Origin of the sequence: Abyssibacter sp. (genome assembly GCF_964229365.1) — a bacterium.
Taxonomy (GTDB): Bacteria; Pseudomonadota; Gammaproteobacteria; order Nevskiales; family OUC007; genus Abyssibacter.
This window is the reverse complement of the sequence record NZ_CAXRDQ010000010.1, coordinates 1-13250: the sequence shown is the minus strand read 5'-3', so window position 1 is coordinate 13250 and position 13250 is coordinate 1. Positions and strand designations below refer to the sequence as shown.

General features: G+C 62.1%; 9 protein-coding genes. 7 read left to right on the top strand and 2 right to left on the bottom strand.

Features of this window, described 5'->3' with window-relative positions; translation table 11 throughout:
* The 5 genes from ACE1EY_RS01555 to ACE1EY_RS01535 form a co-directional block, all read left to right on the top strand.
* The coding region (locus ACE1EY_RS01555; protein WP_370299283.1) for a helix-turn-helix domain-containing protein at nucleotides 1–721 on the top strand (721 nt) is incomplete at its 5' end.
* Nucleotides 722–835: 114 nt separating this feature from the next.
* The gene (locus ACE1EY_RS01550) at nucleotides 836–2254 is read left to right on the top strand and encodes a DUF1329 domain-containing protein (protein WP_291512261.1); all 1419 of its coding nucleotides are present in this window, start codon (nucleotides 836–838) and stop codon (nucleotides 2252–2254) included.
* Between the two features lie 26 nt (nucleotides 2255–2280).
* On the top strand, nucleotides 2281–3294 hold the full coding sequence (locus ACE1EY_RS01545; RefSeq protein WP_370299282.1) for a WD40/YVTN/BNR-like repeat-containing protein: 1014 nt from the start codon (nucleotides 2281–2283) through the stop codon (nucleotides 3292–3294).
* 102 nt (nucleotides 3295–3396) lie between these two features.
* Entirely contained in the window at nucleotides 3397–5970 is a 2574-nt protein-coding gene (locus ACE1EY_RS01540) for an MMPL family transporter (RefSeq protein WP_291512259.1), read from the top strand.
* Between the two features lie 69 nt (nucleotides 5971–6039).
* Complete coding sequence (locus tag ACE1EY_RS01535) at nucleotides 6040–6885, top strand: alpha/beta hydrolase (RefSeq protein ID WP_291512258.1); 846 nt, start codon at nucleotides 6040–6042, stop codon at nucleotides 6883–6885.
* 16 nt (nucleotides 6886–6901) lie between these two features.
* Here ACE1EY_RS01535 and ACE1EY_RS01530 read toward each other — a convergent pair whose 3' ends face one another.
* Both ACE1EY_RS01530 and ACE1EY_RS01525 read right to left on the bottom strand, forming a co-directional pair.
* Entirely contained in the window at nucleotides 6902–7780 is an 879-nt protein-coding gene (locus ACE1EY_RS01530; RefSeq protein ID WP_291512257.1) for a MaoC/PaaZ C-terminal domain-containing protein, read from the bottom strand.
* 2 nt (nucleotides 7781–7782) lie between these two features.
* On the bottom strand, nucleotides 7783–9135 hold the full coding sequence (locus tag ACE1EY_RS01525) for a 3-oxoacyl-ACP reductase (RefSeq protein WP_291512256.1): 1353 nt from the start codon (nucleotides 9133–9135) through the stop codon (nucleotides 7783–7785).
* 450 nt (nucleotides 9136–9585) lie between these two features.
* Between ACE1EY_RS01525 and ACE1EY_RS01520 the strand changes: the two genes are divergently transcribed.
* Together ACE1EY_RS01520 and ACE1EY_RS01515 are read left to right on the top strand one after the other, a co-directional pair.
* Nucleotides 9586–11280 carry an AMP-binding protein gene (locus ACE1EY_RS01520; protein ID WP_370299281.1) on the top strand — a complete coding sequence of 565 codons (1695 nt, stop codon included), beginning with the start codon at nucleotides 9586–9588 and terminating at the stop codon, nucleotides 11278–11280.
* Between the two features lie 146 nt (nucleotides 11281–11426).
* On the top strand, nucleotides 11427–12815 hold the full coding sequence (locus ACE1EY_RS01515) for a DUF1329 domain-containing protein (RefSeq protein ID WP_291512254.1): 1389 nt from the start codon (nucleotides 11427–11429) through the stop codon (nucleotides 12813–12815).
* Nucleotides 12816–13250 lie beyond the last annotated feature (435 nt).

Below are 13250 nucleotides of genomic sequence, written 5' to 3'. Positions count from 1 at the left end.
GCTGCTGTCCGGCGCCGCAATGGGAAGTCTCTCCCTGGACGGTGAAACCGCGATTCTGACCATCGATTCCGCGTTGCCCGCCGTGAATGCCAATCGCCATCTCTACGAATGCCTGAGCCAGGGCATCATCGGATTCTTTCGCAGCGTGACCGACGGCAGCTTCACCCCGCGGCGGATCGATTTCGCCGCCCCGGCGCCGGAGTCCTCCGCCGAAGCGGAGCAGTATCTGCAATGTGACCTGGCTTACGACAGCCCGCACAATTGCATTCGTTTCGATGTCGCCGTGCTCGATCGACCCTCTCCCCACGCCGAGCCGCGCCTGGTGGAGCTGCATGAGCGGGTCGCCGAGGATCGCCTCAAGGAACTTGACGCCACCGACTTCGTGATCGCCGCGCGCCGCGCCATTGCTCGCGAGCTGGAGCGCGGCACGCCCAGCCTTGCCCAGGTGGCCGAGCGTCTGCATGTGCCCCAGCGCGAACTGCGCAGTCGGCTCGCCGCCGCAGACACGAGCTTCAACAAGGAGCTGGACCGCTACCGGGAGCGGCTGGCCTGCCGGCTGCTCTATCGCACGAACCAATCCATCGACGAGATTGTCTACCTGACCGGATTCTCGGAACCCAGCACGTTTTACCGAGCCTTCCGACGCTGGCGGGACGAAACCCCGATCCAGTACCGGCAACGCATGCGGCAACGCGGAAAATCACCTGCCCCTGCGGCTTGACCGAGCCAGACCGGCGTGTTGGTCACTCACGCCATAACGTTTACAGTGATCGCTGTTATGCTGAATTTGGCGTGCCATCCGTAGCATGCCGTCACCAAGTCACATGGAGGAGCCATGCGCCGATTGACTGCTCTGACCGCAGCCGCGGTCTCTTTACCCGTTCTGGCCGGCGTTAGCGCCGACGAGGCCGCAAAACTCGGTAACGAGTTGACCCCGATCGGCGCTATTAGCGCCGGAAACGAAGCCGGCACGATCCCCGCCTGGATTGGTCAGGAACTGTTCTCGCAAGAGGTCCAGGATCTCAGCCGCGACGAACTGGAACAATGGCGCAAGAAAGACCCGAAAAAGATCGAGGATCTGGTCTTTGACGAAATCGAGCGCAACGCCGACAAGTTTGACAAGAACCCGCTGGAATCGACGCTGACGATTACCAAGGCAAACTACAAGCAGCATGCGAGCAAGCTCACGGTCGGCCATCAGAAAATGTTCGAGCTGTATGACGACTACAAGATGATCGTCTACCCGACCGTACGCACGGCCTTCTTCCCGGAAGAAATCTACGAAGCCACCAAGGCCAATGCCACCAGCGCCACGCTGGAAGGCACGGACTCGGTCAAGAATGCCAAGCTGGGTTTTCCCTTCCCGATCCCCAAGCAGGGCGCGGAAGTGATCTGGAACCACAAGACCAAATTCCGCGGCTCCGCCGTCAAGCGCTACAACAACCAGGCCATCGTCGCGCAGGACGGTGACTTCAAGATCTCGAAGCTCGTCGAGGACGTGAAGTTCAAGTACGCGAACCTCAACGACCAGAGTGATGATTCCAACAAACTGATCGCCTACTACCTGCAGGAAGTCGTTTCGCCGCCACGCGTCGCCGGCCAGGTTACGCTGGTGCATGAAACCGCCGACCAATCCTCCGGTGGCCGCAACGCCTGGCTTTACGATCCGGGCATCGGCCGCACGCGCCGCGCGCCGAACGTGGGTTACGACAACCCTTCACTGGGCTCCGATGGCGAGCAGTTCAACGATCAGATTGACGTGTTCAACGGCGCGCTCGACCGCTACACCTGGAAGCTGCTCGGCAAGAAGGAAATGTACATTCCGTACAACTCCGGCCAGATGAACAGCCCGCTGCTCAAGTACGACGATATTCTGGGCAAGGGGCATATCAATCAGGACTACGCCCGCTATGAGTTGCATCGCGTCTGGGTGGTGGAAGCCACACTGCGGGACGGCCAGCGACATCAGTTCAAGAAGCGCACCTTCTATGTCGATGAAGACTCCTTTTCCATCGCCGTGGTCGATTGCTACGACAACCGCGACCAGCTCTGGAAGCTTCAGGAAGCGCATCTGACGACCTTCCCGTTCGTGCCCACCACATCGGGTTCGCCGGAACTGATCTACGATCTGCAGACCGGTCGCTATTTCGCTACCGCGATGACCAACGAAGATCAGATCTCCGACTTCGATGTGAGCTACGAAGACCGCATGTTCCTGCCTCAAGGACTGGCTCGCGTCGCGGGCCGCCGTTAATGATGCTGCGCGGACTGACTGCGTCCGTGCTGATCAGTTGCCTCGCCACGTTCAACGTGGCGCAGGCTTCTGAAGCCGAGACGACGAACGACCCACGGATGAAGCCGGCGGAGGCGATGCCGCTCGCCGCGCAGCGCATTCTGGTCGGGCTGACCCAAGCCAACAACGGCTATCTGGCCGTCGGCATGCGCGGCCATATCCTGCGCTCCGACGACGGCAAGCAATGGGAGCAGGTCGCCAGCCCGGTGCGTTCGATGCTGGTGACGCTGGATTTTCCCACCCAGCAGGTCGGTTACATCGGTGGCCACGATGGTGCCATTCTCAAATCCACCGATGGCGGTGAACAATGGTCGTTGCAGCATTTCGATGGCGAAGCGCGCCGGCCGGCCATTGTTTACGACCTGATGTTCGATGACGAACAGACCGGATTCGCTGTCGGCAGCTACGGGCTGATGCTGAAGACGACCGATGGTGGCGAGCAATGGAATCGGGTCGAATCCGACATCGAGTTTCTCGGCTTTCACAACAGCCAGATCGTGCGGGTCTCGGAGACGTTGCTGCTCGTCGTCGGCGAAAAGGGGCTGGCGGCCCGCTCCGCCGACGGCGGTGAAACCTGGGAGATGCTGGTCTCGCCCTATACCGGTTCGTTCTTCGGCGCGATCCCCGATGGTCAGGGTGGCGCCGTGGTCTACGGCATGCGCGGGCGGCTGTACAAGATCCCTGACGTCGCGAGTGTCGAGACCCAGAGCCCAATGGACTACGACCCCTTCATGGCGGCCAATGTCGAAGAATCCGAAGCGATTCGTGCCATGGGTTGGGAGCGGCTGGAGACTCCGACCAACGAGTCGTTCTTCGGCGCCACAACCATGCCGGACGGGTCCATCACGTTGGTGGGCAATGCTGGGCTGATCATGACAGGTGATCCGCAAAACGCGGCCTGGACGGTCCAGAGAAACCCGAATGGCGACACACTGGCCGGGGTGCTTCCGGTTGACGGCGCACTGTTGACCGTTGGCCGCCAGGGCGTCGAGTGGCACTGATCGCCCGCAGGCAGCACTTAAAAAGAACAAGCACGACGCGGCTCGGGGAGCCACGACACTAACTAGACGGTGCATCACCCGCATCCACAGGGAGACGAACCCATGGCCTCGGAAGGCTCTTCGCTCACCAATTCGCCCGTCGCACGGGCCATTCTCAACGTCGTCGAACCGGTGGTGTTTGGTCGCCCGGCGATCACCCTGTTCGTCCTCGTCGCCCTGACGCTGTTCTTCGGCTACCACGCTGCCAAGATCCAGCCCGATGCGGGCTACGAAAAGACCATTCCGATGGAACACCCCTACATGGGCGCGTTCCAGGAGTACTACAGCGAATTCGGTGGCGCCAATCTGGTGCTCGTCGCCCTGATGCAAGCCGACGGCGAGATCTACAACGAAAAGTTCCTGTCGACGCTTAAGCAGGTCACCGACGACGTCTTCTTCCTGCCCAACATCGACAGGCCCCGGGTGATGAGCCTGTTCACCCCGAACGTGCGCTTCGTCGAGATCACCGAGCAGGGCTTCGAAGGCGGCGACGTGATTCCGTCGGACTATGCGCCGTCGGAACCGATGTTCCGCACCATCAAATCCAACGTCGGCAAAGCCCAGGTCATTGGCCGCCTGGTGTCGGAAGATGAAAAGGGCGCGCTGGTCGTCTCGGAACTGCTGGAAGTCGATCCGCAGACCGGCGAGCAGGTCGATTACACCCATGTCGCACACCTGCTGGAAACCATTCGCGGGCGCATCGAAAGCCCGACGGTCTGGGAGTTCAAGCTCAAGCAGGCCAGTGGCGACATGGAGGCCGGGACCGTGGTTGGTCGCACCTACCAGGAACCGGGCAAGCTGGTCCGTTGGTTCGGCGAGCAAACCGTCACCCTGCCGCAGACATCCGGCGAGACCCAGACCGCCACGTTCGACAACCGCGATCTGCAGATCGTCGCGATGGACAATCCGGAGTACAACCCGAACATCAAGGTGCACATCGTCGGCTTCGCCAAGGTCGTCGGCGACATCACCGATGCCACCCTGGAGGTCGTGGGTTTCTTTGGCCTCGCGCTGTTGATGACCTCCCTGCTCCTGTGGCTTTACACCGGCTCGCTGAAGATGGCCTTCCTGCCGATGGGTTGCTCGGTGGTCGCGGTCATCTGGGAATTCGGCCTGTTGTCGCTGTTCGGCCTGGGCCTGGACCCGTTTGCGATCCTCGTGCCGTTCCTGGTGCTCGCCGTTTCCGTGTCGCATGGCGTGCAGTACGTCAACGCCTGGGTCGGCGAGGTCGGCGCCGGGCGCAGCAGCTTCGATGCCTCGCTGGAAACCTTCCGCAGGCTCGCCATTCCCGGCACCGTGGCCCTGATCACGGATGTGGCCGGTTTTGCGACGATCGCGCTGATCAACATCCAGATCATCCAGGAGATGAGCGCCAATGCCGCGTTCGGCGTGGCAGCCATCATCATCACCAACAAGATTCTGATGCCAGCCTGGCTGACCTATATGCGCATCGGCGATCTGGAAGCCTTTGAGCGCAAACAGCAGGTCCGAGAAAATCTGCTGGCCCCCACCTGGAAGTTCGTGGCGAAGATCACCCGTCCGATCCCCGCGCTTTGCGCCATCGGCATCGCCGTGCTGCTGCTGGGCTGGGCCTTTTACATGTACCCCAAGCTCCAGGTCGGCGACGCCCTCGAAGGTACGCCCGAACTCCGGCCGGACTCCCGCTTCAATCAGGATGCCCGCGCCATCGGCCACAACTTTTCCATCGGCATCGACATTCTCAAGGTCATCGCCGAAACCGAGGCCGACGGCTGCGTGGATTTTCGCGTCGTCGAGGAGATCGATCGCTTTGCCTGGCGAATGGATAACATCGAAGGCGTCGCCTCTACGTTGTCGGTGCTCGACTACGCCAAGATGGTCTACCGGGGCCTGAACGAGGCGCGACTATCCGCCGAAGTACTGCCCCGCAATCAGTATTCGCTGGCGCAGTCGACCGCGTTGGTGCCAACCACCTCCGGCCTGCTCAACGGCGATTGCTCCGCCATGGCTGTCTTCATCTTCACCGAGGATCACCGCGCCGAGACCATCACCCGCATCGTCGATGCGGTGAAGCAATACGAGGAGGAAACCGCTGACACCGACCGCGTGAGCTTCCGGCTCGCCACCGGCAATGTCGGGGTGATGGCGGCAACCAATGAGGTGGTCGAGGACCAGGAGCTGATGGTGGTGTTCTGGGTCTACGTGGTGGTCATCGGATTCATCTGGCTATCGTTCCGCAACCTCTCCTCGGTGCTGTCCATCGTCCTGCCGCTGTCGCTGGTCTCGATGATGGCCTACGGCGTCATGGCCTATTTGGGAATCGGCCTGAAAGTCGCGACCCTGCCCGTGGTCGCGTTGGCCGTCGGCATCGGAGTCGACTACGGCATCTACATCTACGCCACGCTGGAAGATGGTGTGAAGAATGGGAAGCCCATCGAACAGGCGCTCTACGAAACCCTGGGGAAAACCGGCAAGGCGGTGGTGTTCACGGGAATTGCGCTCGGCCTGTCGGTCGCGACTTGGCTGTTTTCGGCCCTGCAGTTCCAGGCCGACATGGGCATATTGCTGGTCTTCATGTTCACCGCGAACATGTTCGGCGCGATTCTCCTGCTACCCGCCATCGCCCGATTCACCATGCGCCGGCCCCAGACCGACTGATCGTGACCGCCCCATCGGAGCCCGTCGCCGACGGGGCGGTGTCAGCCCAGCGCGGCTAGAATCATTGAAATGACTGCACTTTATGACTGTGGCGCCTTCATCCATGACGGGCGCCGCTTGGCCTACGAATTAATCGGGCCGAAAGACGGCGCGCCGGTGCTGCTAATGCACGGCATTCTGATTGATTCCCTGCTGAACCGGGATCTGGCGTCGGCCTTGGCAGAAGCGGGTTATCGCGTCGCCCTGCTCGACTTGCTGGGACACGGACGCAGCGAAAAGCCCGGCCGCGCACAGGAATTGCGCATTGATGCTTTCGGCGAGCAGGCGATTGCCCTGCTGGACCAGCTTGGCTGGTCACACGCCGTGGTCGGCGGCGTGTCCTTGGGTGCGATCACCGCCTTGCACGCAGCGGTTCGCGCACCAGAGCGGATCAGTGGACTGTTTCTGGAGATGCCGGTCATGGAGCGGGCCGCGCCGGCGGCCGCATTGATGCTGGTGCCGCTGATGGTCGGCGTCCGTTACGGGGCCAAGCCGTGGCGCGCCTGGTCCCGGATGCTGCGTCGCCTCCCCACGCCCCGTCAAGGGATCTGGCAAAGCGTGCTGAACACGGTGTCCCAGGACCCTGACACGATGGCCGCGATCATTCACGGCGTCCTGGTCGGCCCGGTTGTCCCGCCGCTGCGCGAGCGACTGCGACTGGCCGCGCCGACGTTGGTGATCGGCCACGCAGGTGATTGGCTGCACAACCTGAAGGATGCACGCGCACTGTCGCAAGAATTGCCCAATGCCGAATTCATCGTGGCCAGATCGCCATTTGAACTGCGCACCCGGCCCACGCGACTAATGCCCGACATTCTCCGTTTCCTGCAGCGTACCCAGCACGAATCGGCGGTCGCCACCCCCTCTCGGGCGTAGCGACGCAGCACCCTGATCAACCTGCGGGCTGGATCGTCCCTTCCAGATAAAGCGTGGAGCGCTGAGGGTTGGTGAGCAGATACGTCTGCTCGGAACCGACCGTCCGGCTCAGTAGCTCGGGCGTGCCAGGCAGGAACAACGGACGCTTGAAAGACACGTCCAACGAACAGGCGCCCTCGATCGCTTCACCGCCGCTGCGCGCGACACAGCTTGCGAACGACCACATGCCGTGGGCGATCGCCCGCTTGAACCCGAACAGCTTCGCGGCCAGCGGGTGCATGTGGATGGGGTTCACGTCGCCGGCCACCACGCCGTAGCGGCGCCCGATATTGCCGGGTGCCTTCCACTGGTCAACCACGGCAAAATCATCCCAGGCGGGGGGTTCCCAGCCCTTGCTGCCGCCGCCCGATTTCTTGGCCGGATCGCGGATCAGGTTGGTGCTGGTGCTCTCCCAGACGCATTGCTCATCGGTGTCGAGAATCCGCGTTTGCAGATCGAACTCCAGCCCCTTGTCCACCGGGCGATGACCTTCGACAGCCACATGAACGGCGAGCGGCTCGTTCTCATGCAATGCGCGATACTGGTGGACGGCATTGCGCATGTGCACTGCGCCCAGCAGTTTCAGCGGGAAGGCGTCATGCGTGAGCACCGCCATGTGCAACGGCGCCGCCATGATATGCGGGAAGGTGACCGGCAGCAGGCCGTTGGCGTCGAAGCCGCAAAGCTTGCGGTACTTGTTCACCGTGCGGGTGGAGGCCGGCGCAGGCGCCAGATGCGCCTCCAGGCGAGGAATGTCCTGTCCGCTGCGCAACCGCACGGCACCGGGCTTGGCAGCCTTGGCGAAGCTCACCCAAACGGAGGGCGGCGCGTCGTACTGTAGATTTGCAGCAGCCATGATCAGGCTCCGATGAGGCTTTGGCCGCAGACGCGGATGGTCTGACCGGTGATGCCCACGGCACCGGGCGTGGTCAGGAACTTAATCAACTCCGCAACATCTTCGGGCTGACCGCCCTGCGACAACGAATTCATCCGGCGGCCTGCCTCACGGATCATGAACGGCATTTCGGCCGTCATCCGCGTTTCAATGAAACCGGGCGCCACGGCATTCACCGTGATACCGCGACCCGCCTGCTCGCCCGACTGCGCGGCGACATAACCAATCAATCCGGCCTTGGTCGCGCCGTAGTTCGTCTGGCCCATGTTGCCGGCGATGCCCCCGATCGAGGACAGGCAGACAATGCGCCCGCCGTCATTGATGATCTTGTCACCGAGCAGCACCTCATCGATTGCCAGAATGGCGCCGAGGTTAATCGACAGCACCATGTCCCACAGGTGCTCTTTCATATTCGCCAGCGTCTTGTCACGCGTGACACCCGCGTTGTGGACCACAATATCCACGCCGCCATGCTGCTCCTTGAAGTAGGTCGCGATCTTCTGCGGAGCGTCGGGATCGGTGATGTCCATCGGCAATGCCGCACCGCCGATCTTGGCGACCGTGGTGTTGAGCGTTTCTTCATCGGCCGGGATATCGAGACAAACCACATGAGCCCCTTCGGCCGCCAGACGCTCGGCAGTGGCGGCACCGATGCCGCGTGCGCCGCCGGTCACCAGCGCGACCTTGCCCTTCAGCACGCCCGATAGCGGCACGGAGGACGGAGCGCTCACCACGGCGCTCACATGCACCGGCTGGGCATCGACGTAAGCCGAATGACCGCTGAGGAAGAACCGCAACGGTGCCGCCAGACGGTCTTCAGCGCCCTTGGCCACGTGAATCAGGTTTGCCGTGGCGCCACGCTTGCCGATTTCCTTACCGACCGAGCGCACGAAACCTTCGGTGGCGCGGGCCGTGGCCACGGCCTGGGGAGTCGCGCCTTCGGCAGGCTCGCTCGCCAGCACGACGACACGACCGTTGGGCGCGATCTGACGCATGACCGGATGGAAGAAGCTATACAGATGCTTGAGCCCATCGATGCCCTCCATGTCGGTCGCATCGAGCACCAATCCATTGTACTTGGCGCCATCGGCGGCCTGGGCAGCCAGCGTCGCACCGGCCGCGTCCAGGTCAGCCCTGACCGCCTTGGCAACAACCCCATCGGTAACGGTACCGACCAGGACCTGCAGTCCTGCCAGCGGCTGGTCTGCGTACTGCTTGCCGCCACGGCTCAACCCGACCGGCGTGGGCAGGCCCACGGATTTGATGACATTGCGAAGTGTGGGCTGGCTGGCCAGCTTCACGAGGTAATCACTCATTGATCACTCCATCGGATTCGAAGAAAAGTATGGGGCGGACCGACGGGCGCGCGACGCGCGGCCTCTCATCGATTCCATTTGCAGGCCATCCTGCATGTTGCGGCGCACGATAACGAAAATACCCCCCCGCGGCCATTGGCCTGGCCGGAGCAGACCGGCACGCGGTCTGGCCAATCGGACACTCACGGGCGGGGCACTCCAGACGACCCGTCACCGCGGAAGGTGCGCCCCGCCGCCCGGCCATTGGCGCAATCGGGCAAAGCGTTCTACGCTATGGCCCCACTACGGGTACCACATCGTACATTCGGAAACCGGGCGTCTCACCGACCTCGGCTTTCGTCGTGATCGCGAGCACGCCGCCGAGCCCGCGATTCCGGATCCGCCAAGTCGAAGCGGCCGGACTGGCCGGTACCACCATACCAACCGACAACGACGTTAGAAGGGGGACGCATGGGTCAGTCTTTGACCATAAAGAATAATTACGTATCCGCGCCCAGTGCACCGGTGCAACATGATCGCGACCCGGTCGCGATGCTGTTCCACTGGGCGGAGACACGTCCCAAATCAATTTATCTGCGCCAGCCGATCAACAGCGTATGGCGCGAATACACCTGGGCTGAAGTCGCCGATCAGGTTCGCCGCATGGCGGCAGCGCTGCAGGCGTTGGGCCTGAAGCCAGGCGAAACGGTTGCGCTAACCGGCAAGAACACCGCCCACTGGGTGATGGCGGATCTTGCCGTGGGCATGGCGGGCGGCATCTCCGTCGGCATCTACCCGAACCAGGCGGCCGAAACCACCCGGTACGTGCTGGAACACAGCGAAACCAAATTCCTGTTTTTCGGTCCGTTGATGGATGCGCCGCAACTCGCCGAAGGCATTCCGGAGTCGGTCAAGACCATCGGCCTGCCGTATCCGGAAGTGCCGGAGACCGATCATGGCTGGGACGCGCTGATCAAAGAACACGCACCCTTGCAGGACTGGGAGCCGAACGACCCGGACAGCGTGCATACGATGATTTACACATCGGGCACGACGGGCAACCCCAAGGGCGTCATGCTCAGCACGCGCTCGGCGCGGGAGACCATGGGCGGCGTCATCAATCGACTCGAGTTCCGTGACGACGAACGCTTCTTCTCCTACCTGCCGCTTGCGCATATTTTCGAGCGCGGTGTTGTGGAACTCTGCAGTCTTTACGTCGGTGCGGAAATCTCCTTCATGGAGTCGCTGGACAAGCTGGCTTCTCAGCTCGCCGAGGTCGCCCCCACCCGTTTTTATGGCGTGCCGGTGGTCTACGGGCGTATCCAGTCCGGCATTCTCGAAAAGCTGCCACAGAAGAAAATGGATCGCCTGCTGCGCATCCCGATTCTCTCCGGATTGATCCGCAAAAAGGTGATCTCGGGGCTGGGGCTTCAGAACGCGCGAATGGTTGTCTCCGGGGCGGCACCAATGCCGGAAGCCATGATCAGCTGGTTCGCCAAGCTGGGCGTGACCATTTGCCAGGGCTACGGCATGAGCGAGAACTCCGCGTATTGCACGACCAATACACCAGCGGAGAACCGCATCGGCTCGGTCGGCCGGCCGATGCCGGGCGTCGAGATCAAGATCGACGACCAAACCGAAGAGGTATTGGCACGTTCGGCGGCGACCATGCTCGGCTACTACAAGAACGAAGAAAAAACCGCCGAAACGATGACTGACGGCTGGCTGCACACCGGCGACAAGGGCCGTATCGACAAGGACGGCTTCCTGTACATCACCGGCCGTATCAAGGATGCGTTCAAGACATCCAAGGGCAAGTACGTCGATCCTGCGCCGATCGAAGACAAGCTTGCCACCGACGGGGCGATCGACCAGATCTGCCTGATCGGCAGCGGCATGAAACTGCCCGTGGGCATCGTCAGAATTGACAGCGAAGACCCTGATGCAGACATCGCAAAGCGTCTCGCCGGCAAGGTCGAGACACTGAACAAGACACTCGAGCCACACGAACGTGTGTCCAAGCTGTTCCTCACCCGCGAGGAATGGAGTGTCGAAGATGGCCTCATCACACCGACCATGAAGATCAAGCGGCCGCAGCTAGAAGACCGCTACCGGGATCAAGTCGAAGCCATGCTCGGCCACGACGACAAGGTCGTCTGGTTCTAGCAAGACGAATGCGAGCCGGGACGGTATCCCGGCTCGCCGAAACAACGGTGGCGAATGCCTGCGTTCGCTGACACACTCCACCGTACACAATCAAAATCTAACTGGGGACAAACCCGTGACCCGACGGGTCGCGAGAGGAGACACACATGCCAAGCACTCTTCAGCGGGCCTGCGCGCTCGCATTGCTCGTACCACTCAGCGTCACCGCAAAGGTATCGTCCGATGAGGCCGCCCGGCTCAAGGACGGCGGTGATCTGACGCCGCTAGGCGCCGAAAAAGCCGGTAACGCCGACGGCTCCATTCCTGCCTGGGGTGGTGGTCTGCCCAGCAGCGAAGCGCCAGACAGATACGACGGTTTCGGCACACGGCTCTACAACCCTTGGCCGGACGATGAGCCGATCGCCGAAATCACCAGCGCCAACCTGTCGAAGTACCGCGACCAGCTGTCGCCCGGCCAGCTGGCGCTATTCAAGAAATTCGACGACTTCAAAATGCCCCTGTACGCGACACGCCGTCGCAATGGCGCGCCTGACTTCGTCTATGAAGCCACATTCGAGAACGCCACCCGCGCCTCACTGGGCGCCAACGGCGAAGCGCTAATCGACGCCATCATCGGCATCCCGTTCCCTATCCCGCAATCTGGCCGCGAGGTGATCTGGAACCACAAGACGCGTTTCCGTGGAATGTCCGGCAGCCGCTGGAACGTCCAGGCCGCGGTCACGTCCTCCGGCGCATACAACCTGGTGAAGCTGCACGAGGACTTCAAGTTCAACTACAGCCTGAAGGAAGCGACACCGGATTCGCTCAAGAACGTGCTGATCTACTTCATGCAGGAGATCCGAGACCCGGCACGCCTGGCCGGAACATTCCTGCTCGTCCACGAAACCATGGACCAGGTCAAGGAACCACGGCGGGCCTGGCTGTACAACCCAGGTCAGCGGCGTTTGCGGCGTGCGCCGAATGTCGGCTACGACAACCCAGGCACCGGCTCTGACGGGCTGCGGACCAACGATCAGCTCGACAGCTACAACGGCGCGATGGATCGCTACACCTGGAAGCTGATCGGCAAACGCGAAATGATCATCCCGTACAACGCCTACAAGATTCACGACGACGAGTACGAGTACGAGGACGTCCTGGGCCGCGGTCACATCAACCAGGACCTGACTCGCTACGAGAAGCACCGCGTCTGGGTTGTGGAAGCGAACGTGCGCGACGGCACAAGCCACATCTACGACAAGCGCATCTTCTACGTGGATGAAGACACCTGGACCGTTGTTCACCAGGACATCTACGACAAGCGCGGCCAACTCTGGCGTGTACACGAACAGCACACGCTGCCGTCCTACGGCGTGAGTGAACAGTTCGGCGAGGCGCAGGGCTTCTCGGCCCCGGCCATCGAAGTCGCCTATGACATTCTCAACAGCCGTTATCTCGCATTCTCGATGAACAACGAGGAAGACGAGGCGCGGGAGCGGAATTTTGACAACGACCATTTCACACCAGCGAATGTGAAGCGGCTGGCGCGACGGTAGACCAATCGGTCGAATGCATCGAGCCCGGACAGGCGGTGAGCCTGTTCGGGCTTTTTTGTTGCTAGCAGGGTCTCAACTGGCGGGTTGCGCCCCGCCGGGCGAGCCCCTTTTCTTTGCTCGCACAAAGAAAAGAGGCGACAAGAAAGTGCGCCCGAGAACGTGGCCAGCCGCCTGCGGCGGCTGGTGCCCTGCGCTTCTCACAGCCGGTGGGCGTGGCCGCCGGGCCGCCCGGGCCCGACTGCAACGGCTTCGGCATCCCTGCCTCGCTCGGCGCTGCGCGCCGACTGATCCACCGTCTGCTGCGATGCTCGGCCAAGTTCAAGCGGGACCTAAAACCCCACACTTCAAGCAAAGCGGGTTTTCCGTGCCTTCTGCTCAGCCGAGACGCGCAGACGCCGGCGGAATAAGCGGGCCGGCTGTTTGAGGCCGCGTAGC